This window comes from Pseudomonadota bacterium (assembly GCA_026388255.1).
Lineage (GTDB): Bacteria > Desulfobacterota > Syntrophorhabdia > Syntrophorhabdales > Syntrophorhabdaceae > JAPLKB01.
The window spans coordinates 23,214-39,849 of record JAPLKC010000089.1 but is presented as its reverse complement, the minus strand read 5'-3'; the positions used below and the strand labels follow the sequence as shown (position 1 = coordinate 39,849).

The window sequence follows — 16,636 nt, the reverse complement described above, 5'->3', positions numbered from 1 at the left end:
CTGTTTTTCCACGCAGTATTGTCAATTTTGTTTTATAGACATACGTTTTTTCTGTTTTTACCCTAGTAGGTCAGCGGCATGATTGGAATGTTTATCTTCGGCGCTCTGCTTCACCTTGCGATCCTCCATCGTACATTCAGTACGATTACGGCCTGCAAGGCTCACAGCCCATACGAATCTAAAACATCCCTGCCATGCCGCTGACCACCCAAGCCGGATTGACATATACGCTTATGTGAATCCGGCGGAAATGAAGAAATCCTTCTTCATTTCCCATACTTTACCCTTCCTCCCCCTGGTTTATCATTATTAAATTTTCGTAGTCATTTCAAAAACATTTTATGATGACTTTATTTTTAATGGAATGCCTGCAAACATAAAGATTACATCTGACGCCGCCTGCGCAACCTGCCGGTTCACATGCCCCAGATTGTCTCTGTACGCCCTTCCGAGAGGCGATTCCGGGACAAGTCCCAGCCCTACTTCATTTGAAATAATATATAGAGGGGTAGGGGAGTAGGTTGAGATAACGGAAACGAGTTTCCCTGCCTCTTCAACAATGTCAAAACCGGCATGCATGATATTCGAAACCCATAAGGTAAGACAGTCTATGAGGATAACGTCGTATTTTCCTTTGATCCTGCTTATTAGAGGGGCTATGTGAATCGGTTCTTCGTAGGTATCCCAGTCGTTGCCTCTTTCCTTCTTATGATTTTCTATACGGATATGCATCTCGTCGTCGAGGGGCTCTGCTGTCGCAATAAAGGCCTTTTTCCCTTTTATAAGAGATGTTTCTGCCAATGCATAATGACTTTTTCCGCTCCTTGCGCCTCCAAGTATAATAATTATCTTTTGCATCGTTTCTTTACCTCCTCAGGCACGACAAGCACGAATGGCTTAGAAGACAGAGGGTTTGTTTCCACAACAACAACCGTCTTATAAACCTCTTCAATATCACTGTAATTCAGTACGTCTTCCGGTTTTCCCGTTCTTTTGATGGCGCCTTTGTCCATGAGGACGAGGCGGTCGCAGTATTCTGCGGCAAGGTTGAGATCGTGAAGCACGATGATAATGGTAAGGGCATATTCCCTGTTTAATCTTTTGATAAGATCGAGGATTCCCACCTGATGAGTAATATCCAGATGGGCAGTAGGTTCATCAAGCAGCAGTAGCAACGGTTCCTGAGTGAGTGCACGCGCAATGAGCGCGAGCTGTACCTCTCCGCTGCTTAACATAGAGATATACCTGTCTTTAAATCTTATTGTATCGGTAATCTCCATACAATGTTCGGCAAGTTCAATATCCTTTCCGGTTTCGAACAACTGGAATGTGCTGTAATGGGGTATTCTGCCGAGGAGGACATATTCTTCAACAGTCATTATTGTTGAAGGAATGCCCTGGGATACTACAGCTATCTTTTGTGCAATTTCTCTGAAGCCCATCCCCCTTATATCTTTCCCGCCGAAACGGATCATACCTCCAAAGGGCTTGACTAACCGTGTAATACCGCGAAGCAGAGTGGTTTTACCTGATCCGTTAGGGCCGATGATGCCCACAAACTCCCCCTTTTCTACCCGGAGATCGATATTGTTGAGTATGACCTTTGAGCCATATCCGCATGAAAAATTATTTATTTCAATCATTTCAAAAACCTTCTGCTTAAGGCATAGACAAAAAGGCTACCTCCGAGTATGCCAGTTATAACCCCTACAGGAAGTTCGACGGGTGAAATGATTGTCCGCGCCAGGGTATCGCAGAATATGAGAAAGCCTGCGCCTGTAAGGAATGACATGACAAGAAGTACCCTGTGGTCATACCCTGCAAGCATCCTTACAAAGTGAGGCACAACAAGCCCGACAAAACCGATTATGCCTGCAATGGATACGCTGACACCTGTCAAAACTGATGCAATGAGAAAGAGCATCTTCTTTGCCCTTTCCACGTTTACGCCGAGATGAACGGCCTCTTCCTCGCCCAGGGCAAGGGCGTTCAGATCTAAAGAGAAGATGTAAGACAAGACAAGGCAGGTCAAAGAAATAAACAGGACAATGGAGATGAGCAACCAGCTTGGTTCTTCTAATGAGCCCATTATCCAGAATATGATGCCCTGGAGGTCTTCAGTGCGCGATATGGCCAATATAAGGGTAACTATGGAAGAAGAGATATAGCTTATCATTACGCCTGTAAGAAGGAGACCCTCTGTTTTAACCGTACCTTTCCTTATATTTATAAGGGAGATGGGAAGGGCCACAGCAAAGGCGCCTATGAATCCGAAAAGCGGCATGGCAAGGTCCGGGAATATTCTGTGCAGTCCCAGAATAATACAGAGGGCTACGCCGAGGGCAGCGCCTCCTGAAATGCCAAGCGTATAAGGCTCAACAAGGGGGTTCCGGAACATGCCCTGGAGGATAACCCCGGCAAGGCTTAAAGAACCGCCGACAGCAAAGCCCAGCAGAATCCTGGGTATGCGGATATCAAAAAGAATGCTGAACTCAGGGGTTCCGCTGCCTCTTAAGAGCGTCGGTATAACATCTTTCAGGGTTATGTCGGATGAGCCACTGCTCAGCGAATAGAGGCTTGCGGCAAGAAGGAACCCCACTGAAAGAAGTATGGAGTACCGCCAGTTCAATATAGTTTTTTTCATTCCCTATCCTTCAAATGCCTCTGGATGCAGTATCTTTACGATATCTTCAAGCAATTCTACAAAGCTGACCGGTGTGGGGCTGCACATCCTGTCGGAATCTACGAGGTATATATTCTTGTTTTTCACGGCATTAATGGTTCTGTATTGTTGCCATGTTTTTTGCTCTTTTTCGCCTGTAATGCCCATGGTTGTGATAATAACTATATCGGGATTGCGCCGTACCACTTCTTCCCTGCTTACGAGACCGGATTGTGCATCTTTAAAAATATTTACCCCGCCGGCAAATTCTATAAGATCGTTGATAAAGTAATCTCTGGTGACTGCAAAAAGTGGTTTGGAGCCGAGCTGGACAAAGACCTTTTTACGGGACAGGCCTTCCACCTTTTTTTGTGTTTTTACTATCCTTTTCTTCGATTCAGCTATCATAGTCCTTGCCTGTTCTTCTTTTCCCACCAATTTGCCGAGTTCAATGAAAATGTGACAGAGCCAATCAAAGTCCTTTGATATATCAAAAGTTACCACATTTATCCCGAGGTTTTTTAATTTCTTGGTATCTTTTGAATTTGTAAGCCCTGTGCCGATAACAAGGTCGGGTTTTAGGCTGATCACCTTTTCCGTATTGATTTCCAATATTGTACCGATTTTTTCTTTTTTTGCTGCATCAGGGGGTTTCTGGCAATATGTAGTGACGCCGATGATTCTGTCTTCAACACCGAGCAGATATAGGGCTTCTGTGATGGCAGGACTCAAGGAAATGATTCTTTGATACGGTGTTGGCTTCGCTGTAGGCTCACCTGCGTAAGAATTGGTCAGGATAAAAATGCCGGCATAAGCAAAAACAACAATAAAAAGCGTAGTTATAACGTGTTTTTTCATTGTTATTTTGGTCACATCTGTTTATTTGCTGTAAGTTCCAGAAAACAATATGAGTCCGTTAATACCTTTCGTATAATGCTGAACTCTACGGGTTTTACAAAGATGGGGCCATCATAAACAAAGGTATGGTACTCTCCTTTTTCACCACAGAGATCGACACGGTCAAATGCCTTTAGATCATCCATAAATGCCCTGTTTATTTCCCTGCCAAGCCATTCTTCGCCTAAATATTGTTTATCCGTTGCAACGACGATGGCCTTAAAGCCTGCGTCGATAAAAGAGTTGAGGAGTTCCTCTCTTTCTCTCAACCAAAGAGGAAGCATGGGTTCTACCCCCGACTCCAGGCATACCCGCTCCACCCAGTTCCTGTGTTCTATCATATCGATATCCCCGAAGACTCCTCTGAGTGCGTTACCCTCTTTGATGCCTGCAACGGCTTTCTTGAATTCATTTTCATAGGTGTCCCAGGATGCCCCCTGTTGTACAAGACTGATGTTGAGCGCTTCAGCCTGAGAGACGAGAAGCTCTGATGTAAGGCCGTGAGTACGTGAATGCTTGCCGTTTTCCGTTGCCATATTGAGTAAGTGGGTGATTGCTATGCCGGACCTGGCTGCCTCATAGAATGCCAGGGCGCTGTCCTTTCCTCCGCTCCATGAACAAAATGTCTTCATAGTAACCTCCTTGTAATAATTTATAACTTCCATTCAAGTACGTGCCCGCACACACGGCAGTGAAAGGAATTGACTGACATGCCGGCGCCGCAGGCCGGACATGCCTTTTCTCCTTCTTTCGGTGCCGGGATCGTGTTGCCAACTTCACAGAACACCTTGTAATAATAGAAATGTTCTTTATTAAAAAACCTGACAGGATAAGGATTATTTCGAAACTCCTCGTCACTGACCATCGAAGATATGATCTCCCTGAGTCTTGTCATGCCGGAACCGTATTCAAGGGGTCTTTTCCCCTGCCAGATGAACCTGACCGGGAGAAGGTCTTCAAAGGCCTTTCTAAGTATCCATTTGCCGTGGATCACCCCGTGCTCTGCCCGAATCCTGAATTTATCCGGTATTTCCAGAGCGAATTTGATTACCTCTTTTTCGAGAAAGGGCTGTCTTACATCCATTGCCAGGAAATCTGCAAGCACATTTGAACTGAAAGACATGTGCGAGGTTATCCTTCTTATATAATTGGATAAATCATCAATTTCTTTCATAAAATCATAGCCGCCAAAAAGTTCGTCTGCACCGTCCCCTGTCATGAATGAAGAGATGCCCATGCCGGAGAGGGTCTTTAAACCGTAGTAGGCGGTAATATCATTCGGTATTGCAGGGTCAAAGCTTCCAAGCGCTTTGATTACAACGGGAATAGCTTGCAGCGCCTCATCAATGCTGATTGATCTCTGGATATGATGGAATTGCAGGGCCTGTGCAAGCTCTTTTGAATATTGGAGATCATCGCCTTCAGACAAAAGGTTTATCGTAACTGCTTGAACTTCAGAGGGCGGATAGATGTGGCATGCAATAGCTGCAATGATGCTTGTATCAAGTCCGCCGGAGAAAAGAATGTTGGGCACGGCCATTTTTTCAACAGCACCGGTAAAAATATTATTTAATCTGGATGATAGTTCTTTCATTGTATTAAGCTCTTTATCCCCGTACATTATATACCTCCTTCGTGCATATATCTTACCGCTTAGCCCCGGTCAAAAGGCAACTTTAAAACCTCCGTACATGGAAAAGCCGGGCGTCCCATATCCCCGGACTTCCTGATATTGCCTGTTCAGGAGGTTCTCAATCCTTGCGAAAAGCTGAATTTGTTTGGTTATATTATATTTGGTTGCAATATTTACCAGAGTATGTCCTCCGACTATACCGCTTGAAGGATATGGCATCCAGTCCCTCCTTTGACCTGTATATAGAACCCTGAGATGAATGCTCCCTTTTTCTGAAAAACTATAGCTTGTATCAGCGCTGAACTTATTCTTCGGTCTTCTCAATAAAGATTCGCCGGTATCCTGGTTTTCAGTGTCCATACAGGTATAGCTGAAATCGAATGTAAGATCATCTCTTGCCTTAATCCTTGTTGAGAACTCCACTCCGTCAGTTTGTGCCTTTCCGATATTTACGTAACCGAGGGTGTTATCGTAATCTATGAGATTTTTAAATTTGTTACTGAAATAGGTGATTCCGAGGGTGACTTTTTCATTAAAAAAATCCTGATCTATCCCGAAATCCCAGCCTTTGCTTTCCTCCGGCTTTAAATTGACATTACCCACAGCCCCCCATACCGTTGCAGGCGCATAGAGCTGGTACAAGGAGGGAGCCCTCTCTCCGGTGCCGTATGTCCCTCGTATCTTTGTTCCTGTCTTTTTTATGAAGTAAGCAGGGGCAATCCTGTATGTGATTTTCGATCCTATTTCGCTGTGATCATCCAGGCGCAAGCCTATGGTTCCGAAAAACTGTTCCCCAAGCTTAACCTGATCCTGTATGTAATAGCCTGTATTATGTGCCGACTTTTCGGGAAAGAGGGTTGTCCCTGTGCCCCAGGCATTTATCCAGCGGTAATCGGATTTTCCCGTTTCTTCCTTATATTCCACACCAAAGGTGAGCGTATTTGTTTTATGAGCCTCAACAACATGCTGCCATCCTATTTTGTTAAGTCTTCCGTTGTAGCTCGATTTTTCTGCATCATCAGGGTGCTGGAAATCTCTGGGGTTAAAGTATGTTCTGTCATTGGTGTTGGTAGCGAACTCTATGGACTGTATCCATTTTCCTTCAAATAGGGCGATATCCACCTTTCCCTTTAAAAGAAGCTGGGCAGCTCTGTATATGTTATTTACATCATCGCCCCCTCGCCCCCCTCCATTGTCGATGTCTGATCTTGTTTTGGTGTAATGGACAATAAAATCGGTATTGACGTGTTTTCCAAGGGTAAATCCGAACCTTGATGAAAAGGACGCATTATCATATCCGTCGGTTTCAATATTACTGTCTTTTCTGTAGGCCGATGAGATACCTTTGGAATTTATGTGTGAGATACCCAAAGAATAGTAAAAGTTTTTCAAAGAGCCCTCTAATCCGGCTGATTCCCTGAATGTATTATAGGAACCGCCCTCTCCGGATACAAAGAATTTCGGTTTTCCAGCCCCCTTTTTTGTAATTATGTTGATAACGCCGCCTATGGCGCCTGAACCGTAAAGAGTGCTCTGAGGCCCCCGTAAAACCTCAATGCGTTCAACATTATCAATCGTAAGGTCTGAAAAATCATAGAGCCTGCCGAAGTGCATTACATCATTTACTTCCATCCCATCGATCATTACAAGGGTATGCTCCGGATTGGCGCCCCTGATATATATTGATGATGACCTGCCGAGCCCTCCGGTTTGCGTCACATCGACCCCGGGCAATCCCCGGAGGACATCCAGCACCATAGGTTCTTTTTTATCCTCAATCTCTTTTGATGTTACTATGCTGATCGAGCTTGCCACCTCTTCTACCGGTGTTTCGACCCTTGTTGCAGTAACAACGATTTCGTCTAAACTGTGGAGTTGCTGGCATTTTGCCACATGGGGAAAGATAAAAATCAAAAACAAGAGAAATAATGATATTGGATGCTTCACGAGTAACCTCCTTATGCCTCGTAAGGACAGTATCTTCAGACATCCAATCCAAGGTTTCCTGACTTCCGGGAATTAAGCCCACGCACCTTCCCATCCATTTTTCCGGACAGTGGCCGGCATATGCCATGCGTTGCCTTTAACCCTTCACAGTTGCGGGACAGTGGAAGATTTTCACTTCACTTCCCTTGCAAATCGGACGAATATTGCTTAGCTGAAATCTTTATCATGTATTAAATTAAATTTCAACATCTATAAATCTTTCCTGGAATTTTCCCGATCCAATCCTAATAATTTTCTGCTGATAACTCAAAAAAGGCACGGCCATAAGAACATACAGGACACTTATCAGGGGCATCCTTATCTTCATTTACATATCCGCATACGCGGCATTTCCATTTAACAACCGTATCCTTTTTGAAAACTTTCCCTTCTTTTATATTATTTAAAAGGGCAAGATACCGTTTTTCATGCAGAGCTTCTATAGAGGCAATGTGCCGCAACATTCGGGCAATTTCAAAAAAACCTTCTTCATCGGCTGTGTCGGCAAACTCAGGATACATTATACTCTGCTCGTAGTGTTCACCGGCAACGGCTGTTTCCAGATTGGGAACAGTCTTGCCAAATCCTTTAACAGGATAAATACCGGCAGGGAGTTCTACATCACTTGTCTGAATAAAGTTTAACTCTTGTTTGGCATGTTCTTGTTCATTGTCGGCTGTTTCCAAAAAAATTGCGGCAATCTGTTCATATCCTTCTTCTTTTGCCTGTGATGCAAAATAGGAATATAAGTTCCTGTTGTTAGACTCGCCGGTATACGCTAAGAGCAAATTCTTTTCGGTTTTTGTTCCCTTTAAATCCATATGTGAATCCTCCTTCTACAATTAACGTGCTGAAACTTTAATCCTACAAAATAGGAAAGTGGCTGTCAAGCCGGGTAGAACATGATATTTTGCAGTCTGTATTCACTGTGAATACAAAAAAGGTTCCGTGCTCTAAAGCTAAGCCTGTATTGGGTTTGCAGGGCATAGGGCTTTCTCCGAAAACGTTTCGGAGAAAACTGCGGCCAAAGCGTCCGAATGTCTTTGAGACAGGCCGACGCGCCTTCTCAAGCATTGTGTTATGTAGCCGTGGCCGGTTGCGTTGTCAGCCTATCGTTTAAATAAGTTTATTAGCACTGTCAGAATAATGCTAAGTATCACCATGGATGTAATAGGAATAAATATTTTGCTCCGCTCAGTCTCAATACGTATATCACCTGGCAATTTATCGAACCAATTCACAAGCCAGGGAGCGAAGTGCAGTATTATCCCTATTACAACTAATATTAATCCTGCTATTATTATCCAACGTCCCATTGTTCTCCTAAGGTACTCTCTTGGTCGACCGACATCCGTAACACTTGACCGCTTCCTCTGAAATCTGAAATCGTGTTGCCAGTCCCTTGAGCCTTGCCGGGTCTTCCTTCGTGGCAATGAAAAAAGTGCATGCCTCACAGTAAAGCCCGCACACAGCGGCTAACTTTTTGTCTAACTCTCCAGAGTGATCTTCTTCTTTTTGCATGACAAGTCCCTTCTGTTTTTAGTGATACCTATCATTCGTCTTTTGTTGCGTAACACGAAGTTGGGCCGGAGCGTAAGCGATAGCCTCCACGGCTGATTATACCACGATTTCATCCACCGGCAATATCTGCTTCCCGTGACGAACGGTAAGCACGGAAATCCTCTTTTCTTCCAACCGGTAGATTATTCGGTAGTTGCCATATATCAGTTCTCTTATAGTTTCACTGTCGGTTTCCGGCACAACGCGACCGCTCTCAGGAAATACTTTCAGTTCACCCACTCTTTGAAAAACTGTTTCTATCCAACTTTTTGCAGCAACCGGATTTTCCTGTGCTATGTACCCTGCTATCTCTGAGACTCTGTCCATTGCAACGGGAGACCAGATGATTTTCATTCTCTGATCTGTTTCAATAAGGTGGTCTTGGCATTTTCATGGTCAATTCCCTGACCAGCTTCTATCTGACCAATAGATGTCTGTATGTCTTGAAGTAATTCAATTCTCTCTTGCATAGCTTCATATTCGCCTGCGTCGAGCAAAACAGCCACACCTTTCCCATGCTGTGTGATGATGAGTGGGCGCTTTGTATCGTGTATCTGTTTGAGGAAGGATGCAATGCCAGTGCGAAACTCCGACATTGGCCGGATATCTTCATTGACTCTGAGTCTTTTCATATAGCACCTCACATAAATAACGTACATTATAACGTACTTTAAATGTGGTAGTCAATGCCCTTTTCATGGCATAACACAAAGCTCACCCAGAGGCAACGTCTTTTGTTGCCGATTGGGTGGAGCGCCTTGTTGGGCTGTTTTTAGGAACTAACTTGATTTGCAGATCACAACCAACGGCTTTCGCATACCTCTTGAGCGTTGTAATTGACGGAGCATGTTTGCCCGCTGATTCCAGACGTGATACTGCACTCTTAGTGGTACCCATCAGTTCTGCAACAGCTTCTTGTGTGAGACCGGACTCTGAGCGGGCAGACAGCATCTCACGAACAAGCATATATTCTTCCTCTAAGTTGTCATACGCTTCGCGAAAACCTTGACGCTTCCTGGCCTTATTCAAGAATGCCTCATGGTCGTGAGACACAGGATCGTATTTAATGTCAGTCATTTTTAACCTCCTTCATTCTTTTACGGGCCAGCTTTAATTCTCTTTTTGGGGTTTCTCGTGTCTTTTTGATAAATGCATGAAGTATCACGATGCGTTGATTTATCATGAAACAATAGAATACTCTTCCAATACCTTCAGAACTTCGAGGCCTCAATTCAAATAACCCATCCCCCATAGCTCGTGAATGTGGCATACGTAAATGTGGCCCGAACTCCATGAGCAACTCTACAATTCGCGCATAGTCGGCCAGAACGTCGGCGGGCCAATCCTCAATTTCTTCTCTTACATACGGATTAAAGTACTCAATGGTATATCTCATTAAACCAGGTTAGCATAATTGAGAACTTTTGTCAACGAGCTTCTCAATGCCTTATGTAACCCTGTACCAGGATTTCTCGTTGGCAAACTGACATGGGGAATAATCCGGTCGTCCTCATACCATAACGTCTCTTGTCTGGGCCCAACACCATGATCAGCCGCGACTGTAAGGAATCGCCTGCATCAGATTGTTGGTTGATCATATTATGTATTATTCATCTTATTGTATCACTTCAAAAACATTATCCATATAACTTTTTCATTTTCATAAGAAAAAGCATCCATTTGTGCACGTAAACCTTTTTCTTCCTTCGATGAATGACTCTCTCAAGTTTTGCAGCTACTTTCTGGGGATCGAGGATCATAAATGAGGGAGTTTTTATCTTACGTTCCCTATCGTTTTGAAACGAGGTGCTCATAAGCCCTGGTAAAAATAATCCTACTCTAATATTAGACTTTACCATTTCACTGCGAAGGCCATCAGAAAAACACGATAGCGCGGATTTCGTCGCCGCATAAATACTGTTATCCGCAAACGATATTTCACCGACCAAGGAACCAATGTTCAATATGTAGGGGGAATCACTGAGCTTAAGCAGCGGAAGCAAGGCCTTTATACAATAAACAGGACCGTAGAAATTTACTTCAAACTGTTTCCTCATTTCTTCACTTGACATGTCTTCCGAAATCTTATGAATCCCAATCCCGGCATTGTTTATCAAGACATCGACATGATGAAAGTTGGTTTTAATTATTCCCGACATACGCTCTACGTCCGATTCGTTTGAAACGTCGCAAGGAATAATCAATGGCGATCTGCCTGTCAGATTATCAATTTCTTTTTGCGTCTGTTTCAGTAGGTTTTCGGTGCGCGCTACAAGAACTAGATTTGTATTCTGACGACATAAACGGAGTGCAGTCTCCTTGCCAAGACCTTTTGATGCTCCTGTAATCACAATAGTTTTGTTTGATAACTCCATATTTCACCTCCAATATTCAGTCTAATCCTTAACAATCAAGGTAATGTCAATCATTCTAATTTAGACCTACTTTTATTGTCAGTGTGAAACTTTATATACATCAATACTCCAATGAGACCCGCAAAAAAGCCAGAAAAAAAGCCGCCGATACTATGACCCATTACATTATCCATTATGCTTTTGGGGAAAGGGAAGATAAAATAATTGAGTAATCCTGCAATAATGCTACATATTATACCATTAATCAAACCGCTCTTTAATGCTTCACCAATTTTGTGATTCATGACATATCCCTCCTGAATTTAGTTAGTTTTAAAATTCTATTACAACAAAATACAGGAGGTTAGATTTGCAGTCATTGATGTATGTTAATTTTGCTTTAAATTTGTGCGAATTCTACTCAGTGATTCGGGGGTAATTCCAAGATATGATGCAATATGATAATTGTTTAATCTCTCTTTAATATTCGGATAGTCTTCCAGAAATTGTAAATATCTTTCTTGCGCGCTATTCATTAAAAATTCGTGTTCTCTTTTTTCTTTGATGATATACAACAGTTCAGCAAACTTTCTTAATACTGTCTGCCAACATGCATGGCTGTCCAGGATTTCGCAGTAGGTTTCGTAATTTATGGTAAGGAGTTTTGTATCTTCTATTGCCTGGATATATAATTTTGATTCTTCTCTCAGTAAAAATGCGCTGTACGAGATAGCTAGGGTGTTTTCAATGCAAAAATGCTTTATGCGTTCTGTCCCGTTACTGTCAATATAGAAAAGGCGCATTAAGCCAGACACATTAAAACCTATTCTTTGGGGGACTTCTCCGGCCCTCAAAAAATACTCGTCTTTCCTGATAGTGATTGAATTTAACCGCTTCAATAGTTTATCCTGTTCCTCTTGAGGGATACCAGCAGCAAAATTCATTGAATCACCTAATTTTATGAGATAGTCTGATTTCATAATTATTCTTTCAATCTATTTCTCATAGGCCAGCGTTGTCTCTGTCTTAATCCTGGACCTAACACTGGCGTCAGCGAGAGGCCTGATTTCAGGCCGATTGGCTGCACGCATTTGTTGGAACGCTTCTATGCGTTTTGTCTTCGATTCTTTACCTTTTAATGTCTTTGTATTTCATTATATTTTTTATTTCGTTTTTTGTCTCTATGTTTTTATTGGTAGACATTAAATTAATAATTCATAGTAGTTATTATTTTTTGCGTCCAAATTGGACGCAAAAAAGGTTTCATAGCTCAAAGCAAAGCCAGTCCTTGGTCTACAGAATATTTACTTTTTGTTACAACTGTTGTAACAAATGTTGCAAACACAGTATCCATAGTTGCCGGAAATAATCAGAAAATGAATTTATTTCCTATAATATGGTTCCAACAGCAGCATGAGCGGAAGGCAGGTGCCGTTTCCTGCCGATCCGCTCCATGCATTTGTTAGCTCTCCTCTATAAAACACATAGAGATGACGAGCTTCAACCTTTTCGACGTTTCGCGGTGTCCTTGCTTCTTTTCTCAATATCATTCCGCCAAGTTTCCAGTGCCATAATGTCAGCGAATAACTCCTCAGGTTCAGGCACCGCTACTCCCCCCAAGAGGGCCTTGTCGTGCGCGTAGTTTGAGCACTTCTTCATACCGGCGTCAACCTGTGCATAGTCACCATCATCAACAATGACCTCGGCCAGTCGTTGCGTTTCGATACCCTTGCGAAAGCGTAAAACCACCTTGCGCAGCAGCACTTCTTCGACGGCCCGCTCCCAAGCCATGCGCAGATGAACGTAGGCATCCATAGTCTGCTTCCGATACTCCTGTTCTTCGCCGTTTTTGTACAACTTAGCAATGAGCTGGTGCTGGGCTTTTAGCGCACCGATCCGCTTGCTGGCGTTTTTGCCTTCGAATGGGAGTTCCGGGTCAGCTATACCGAACCCTTCCGCGCGGCGGGTCAGACTCTGGGTTGAAACCGGAACACCTGCTGCCTCTGCTTCCTCCACGAGGACGCAGAGAAAGTAGATCTCATGAGTGAAGACGATCACCTGGCGCTGAGCGGCCTCCACCGCCAAACGCTTCGCTACGCGCTCGCGTATTCGATGATCCAGCGAAGAGACCGGATCATCGAATACGATACCGCCCTTGCCGCCAGTTAGACCAATTTCGGCGAGAAAGGACCCGATGGCTATGGCCCGCTGCTCTCCCTCGCTTAAGATTTCACCGGGGCTACGACTTTGTGGCAGTTCTAGCTTGAGCTTGTGCAACGCCTTGCCTTTGTCTGAACGGCTTTGCAATGAGACACTGAGCGTGCCGACGCCCAGTGTCTTGAACTCCCCGTTGAGTGCCCGGGCTAGCTCCTTTGACACGACTTTCTCGGCTAACTCCGATGCCTTTAAGGAAATGGCATTCGTCTTGACCGCTGACAGGCATTGCGTGAGCTTGGCTTTGTGCTTGAGACCGTCCACGGCCGTGATGACAGCGTTCTTGACCTGACGTAACCGCACCCTCGCATCAAGCTCACTCAGTTGTTTTTGCATTGCGGCACGGGCATTTTCGTCCGCAGCCTTCTCAAAGGTTTCGGCTTCGCCATTCAGCTTGTCAGCGAGTGTCTGAAGCCGGGCTGCTGGACTAATCAAAGCCTGGTTGGCGTCATCCCACTGATGGGAGGCCACAGACCGTTTGATGGCTTCATGGCGGGCAGTCAACGCCTGTTCAAAGGTGCGTACGTCAACAGCAAGCTGTGGATCGATGGCCTCAATTTCACCATAGGTCACATCGTCAAGGCTTAGTGTTAAGACGTACGCGGCAAAAGGCTCGTACTCGGTAGACAGAGCGTTGCGACGTTCCTGAGTGGTTTTCTCTGCATCCTGTTGGATGAATTCTTCGAAGCGCACCAAACGCGCCGCACCCTCAGCGAGCGGTTGCTGACAGAGTGGGCAAGCAGCATCCGCTCCTAGTTCCGGGAACCTCTTTTCCGGGTGGGATTCGAGCGCAAACTTACGGGCGGCATCAAACAGCTCACGCCACGCTTCGCCACCGGTGCCCGCAAGGAGATTTTCACTTTCCTTGAATTGCTTTGCGGCAAGCACCGATGCTGCTTGTGCAGCGTGATAGCCGTCCGATAGGTCTCGCAGCTTAGCAATCACTGTCTGATCCATCAGGGTGCCTTGCTTGGTAGCATTCGTGGCTATGGTGGCGATCCGACGTGCTTGTAAGCGTAACTGATTAGCTTTCTCTTTCGGGTTGTTTTCCTTCAGACTCTTGTCCAATTCGGCATGCTGGGTCAGTTCTTCAGGTGTCAGCGAAGCCAACGTCTCAATCTGGGCCGCCGTTGTCTTGGCGGACAGGGCTGCAATCAGTTTGCCGACCGCTGTGTCGCCGTGTAGCGATACGAATGCAGTAAGATCGACATTTGAGTGCGCCTGCTCCGTCTCGATCATGGTTTTTAGTTGTCGGCAGACTTTCGCCAGCCCCTCAAAAACATCGAGCCCGTAAGGTACGTATGAGAAGTCATCTTCGCTGTCCAGGTAAGCACGGGCACAACGGGAATCGAAGATCGCAAGTGATGATAGTTCGGAAGGCGCTGGCTTCCCATTGGTCCAGAGCACATCCCGCGTAGCACCGTTGACGGCGATCTCAAACACCGCTTCGGCAACGGTCGCGGTGCCAGTGGGGGCGTTGGCGTTTGGGTGAATCACTTCCATTTGGTCGCGTGCACGACAAGCACGCTTAAGCACGCGGGAATATCCTGACTTGCCCGAACCGTTGTCGCCGTAAATGACGGTAAGTCCGGAAGCGCCAAATGGCAGAACCTGCTTCTCAGCAATTGCATTTACATGTCGCAAGTTCTTCATGGCACGCAACTCGACGTGCGTCGAAACCTCGAGCGGCGCAGGAATCTGGTCAGCAGTAAGCCGGTTCGGCTTGCGACCCTTCGGGTCAGGGACGCCATGTTCTGCTTTTAGCAGCGCGAACAAATCGTCAACATCGCCTGGCACGAGAGCCTGCCTTGCAAGCAGTCGGGCTATAGCATCGCTCTGCCATTCCGGAAGCCCTTCCGACCATCTTAGTATTTCTTGAAGTATCATCAGAGGACCTTCTCCTTCGACCACAAGCTGGGTCGTTTGGTTTGAGATCAGTGAAAGCTAACACCGGGCATCAGCGAGAGGCCTGATTTCAGGCCGATTAGCTGCATGCCTTGGTTATGAATCCCTTTACTAATCATTTATCTTTTGTAGGTCAGCTAAGTATTTTCTTGTGAACCTCTTTGGCTGTGTCTTTTTCCATGCATTCCTTAATGAAATTAATGATCCGACAGATAGGGTGGTGCCAGCAGCAACGACCTCTTTCAAATATTTCGCAGTCGTGATTTCGGGAGAACTAATAGCAATCCAGATACCCAAACCCAAAGTAACAATACCTGTCCCAAGTTGGACTAATTCATCAGAAAAATCGGACCAAACTTGCTCATAAGATTCAATAAAATCAAATGCAGTATTACCCACTTCGATGTTCGACAAGAAATTGTTTAGCTCCTGATGAAACGAATTTAACTTTATTTTGAACTGAGGTCTATTTCTGAATTTAATAATTTTGTCTACAGCAACGTCTCGCAGGTTAGCAGGTAGTTTCAAATTTATTATACTTTTTGCAGTACTCATCTTTTTTAAAGGATCGGTGGTACGACGAATAAGTATTGATAAATTATCTAAGGCCTTATAATCAGTTATAGATGATATGCCTCGCGATTCAGAGATAGCATTTGCAAGAATTGTCATGTATATTAAGCCTAATTCTTTCGGAAGCATTATCCCAAGATCTGACTGGGTTGACAATTTCGCATTTCTACAAAACTGTTCCCATTCGTAAGTATATTTGTCTTCAAAGAGTGTATAGTTATGATTTTCTGGCTGCTGCCATTTCTCGATGATTTTGCTTGTGCCGAATAATCGCAAATAGCGTGATGGGTTTCTAATAATCTTTTCAACAATATCGAGGGCATCAAAGGTTGCGTTCATTCCCTCTTCATAGTTCGGCCTGTGCGGTTTAATCAGGTCGGTCTCTTCTGTAAGTTTGCGGTGTAACTCAGTGAGGAAAATATCACCAGCGGTAGGAATGATGGGATTAAGTTCATCGATATATAGGAGCGCAAATTTGAGCCAGTCGTGATCTTTTATTTCAAAGCCTGGGTAGTAGATCAATTGTTCCATATTTATCTCGCATATTCTTTATTCATAACAATTAATATACCAATATACTTTTTCTTAAACTTAACAAAATACTCAACACAAAAAACTCTCAAAATATTGCTTTATTGAAGATTAATCATTTATCTTAATGGTATTTGCTGATATTACATAGAAAAATGGAACATAATTTTTTATATGATATTTGGCAAAGGTGGTTTTAAAGGATGTCATGACAGGATTTTTTGATTTGTTTTTTGACTTTATGAATGAAAAGAAATCTGCTTCCAATAACATCAGCCCCCTGCCCATAAATTCATTATCTTCCAATTATGTTTCCATTGC

General features: G+C 44.3%; 20 protein-coding genes and 1 riboswitch. All 20 genes read right to left on the bottom strand.

Features of this window, described 5'->3' with window-relative positions; translation table 11 throughout:
* Positions 1–339: 339 nt before the first annotated feature.
* A complete protein-coding gene (cobU, locus tag NT178_12555; protein MCX5813357.1) occupies positions 340–858 on the bottom strand; it encodes a bifunctional adenosylcobinamide kinase/adenosylcobinamide-phosphate guanylyltransferase in 519 nt (172 codons plus the stop codon).
* Entirely contained in the window at positions 846–1,643 is a 798-nt protein-coding gene (locus NT178_12550; GenBank protein ID MCX5813356.1) for an ABC transporter ATP-binding protein, read from the bottom strand. Before NT178_12550 ends, cobU begins: the two co-directional genes overlap by 13 nt.
* The gene (locus tag NT178_12545; protein ID MCX5813355.1) at positions 1,640–2,644 is read right to left on the bottom strand and encodes an iron ABC transporter permease; all 1,005 of its coding nucleotides are present in this window, start codon (positions 2,642–2,644) and stop codon (positions 1,640–1,642) included. Before NT178_12545 ends, NT178_12550 begins: the two co-directional genes overlap by 4 nt.
* 3 nt (positions 2,645–2,647) lie before the next feature.
* Entirely contained in the window at positions 2,648–3,520 is an 873-nt protein-coding gene (locus tag NT178_12540) for a helical backbone metal receptor (protein MCX5813354.1), read from the bottom strand.
* Positions 3,521–3,531: 11 nt separating this feature from the next.
* On the bottom strand, positions 3,532–4,191 hold the full coding sequence (locus NT178_12535; protein ID MCX5813353.1) for a diphthine--ammonia ligase: 660 nt from the start codon (positions 4,189–4,191) through the stop codon (positions 3,532–3,534).
* 20 nt (positions 4,192–4,211) lie between these two features.
* The gene (locus NT178_12530; GenBank protein MCX5813352.1) at positions 4,212–5,180 is read right to left on the bottom strand and encodes an asparagine synthase-related protein; all 969 of its coding nucleotides are present in this window, start codon (positions 5,178–5,180) and stop codon (positions 4,212–4,214) included.
* A 42-nt stretch (positions 5,181–5,222) separates the two neighbouring features.
* Positions 5,223–7,139: a TonB-dependent receptor gene (locus NT178_12525; GenBank protein MCX5813351.1), complete on the bottom strand. Its 1,917-nt coding sequence runs from the start codon at positions 7,137–7,139 to the stop codon at positions 5,223–5,225.
* Positions 7,140–7,169: 30 nt separating this feature from the next.
* Positions 7,170–7,363, bottom strand: a riboswitch (cobalamin riboswitch).
* Between the two features lie 60 nt (positions 7,364–7,423).
* Positions 7,424–7,999 (bottom strand): rubrerythrin family protein, encoded by a 576-nt coding sequence (locus NT178_12520; protein MCX5813350.1) that lies wholly within the window; start codon positions 7,997–7,999, stop codon positions 7,424–7,426.
* 288 nt (positions 8,000–8,287) lie between these two features.
* Positions 8,288–8,494, bottom strand: coding sequence for a DUF2905 domain-containing protein (locus NT178_12515; protein ID MCX5813349.1), 207 nt, complete (start codon positions 8,492–8,494; stop codon positions 8,288–8,290).
* Positions 8,495–8,501: 7 nt separating this feature from the next.
* Positions 8,502–8,699 (bottom strand): DUF3795 domain-containing protein, encoded by a 198-nt coding sequence (locus tag NT178_12510; protein ID MCX5813348.1) that lies wholly within the window; start codon positions 8,697–8,699, stop codon positions 8,502–8,504.
* 96 nt (positions 8,700–8,795) lie between these two features.
* A complete protein-coding gene (locus NT178_12505; GenBank protein ID MCX5813347.1) occupies positions 8,796–9,092 on the bottom strand; it encodes a type II toxin-antitoxin system RelE/ParE family toxin in 297 nt (98 codons plus the stop codon).
* Entirely contained in the window at positions 9,089–9,370 is a 282-nt protein-coding gene (locus NT178_12500) for a type II toxin-antitoxin system Phd/YefM family antitoxin (GenBank protein MCX5813346.1), read from the bottom strand. The genes NT178_12505 and NT178_12500 overlap by 4 nt, the downstream gene beginning before the upstream one ends.
* An 82-nt stretch (positions 9,371–9,452) precedes the next feature.
* Entirely contained in the window at positions 9,453–9,815 is a 363-nt protein-coding gene (locus tag NT178_12495) for a helix-turn-helix transcriptional regulator (GenBank protein ID MCX5813345.1), read from the bottom strand.
* The gene (locus tag NT178_12490; protein MCX5813344.1) at positions 9,808–10,134 is read right to left on the bottom strand and encodes a type II toxin-antitoxin system RelE/ParE family toxin; all 327 of its coding nucleotides are present in this window, start codon (positions 10,132–10,134) and stop codon (positions 9,808–9,810) included. The genes NT178_12495 and NT178_12490 overlap by 8 nt, the downstream gene beginning before the upstream one ends.
* Positions 10,135–10,375: 241 nt before the next feature.
* A complete protein-coding gene (locus NT178_12485) occupies positions 10,376–11,113 on the bottom strand; it encodes an SDR family NAD(P)-dependent oxidoreductase (protein MCX5813343.1) in 738 nt (245 codons plus the stop codon).
* Positions 11,114–11,163: 50 nt separating this feature from the next.
* Positions 11,164–11,397, bottom strand: a complete 234-nt coding sequence (locus tag NT178_12480; protein MCX5813342.1) for a hypothetical protein — start codon at positions 11,395–11,397, stop codon at positions 11,164–11,166.
* A gap of 84 nt (positions 11,398–11,481) precedes the next feature.
* Entirely contained in the window at positions 11,482–12,072 is a 591-nt protein-coding gene (locus NT178_12475) for a Crp/Fnr family transcriptional regulator (GenBank protein ID MCX5813341.1), read from the bottom strand.
* A 520-nt stretch (positions 12,073–12,592) separates the two neighbouring features.
* Positions 12,593–15,193, bottom strand: coding sequence for an AAA family ATPase (locus NT178_12470; protein ID MCX5813340.1), 2,601 nt, complete (start codon positions 15,191–15,193; stop codon positions 12,593–12,595).
* Between the two features lie 129 nt (positions 15,194–15,322).
* A complete protein-coding gene (locus NT178_12465) occupies positions 15,323–16,315 on the bottom strand; it encodes a hypothetical protein (protein MCX5813339.1) in 993 nt (330 codons plus the stop codon).
* A gap of 111 nt (positions 16,316–16,426) precedes the next feature.
* On the bottom strand, positions 16,427–16,621 hold the full coding sequence (locus NT178_12460; protein ID MCX5813338.1) for a hypothetical protein: 195 nt from the start codon (positions 16,619–16,621) through the stop codon (positions 16,427–16,429).
* Positions 16,622–16,636 lie beyond the last annotated feature (15 nt).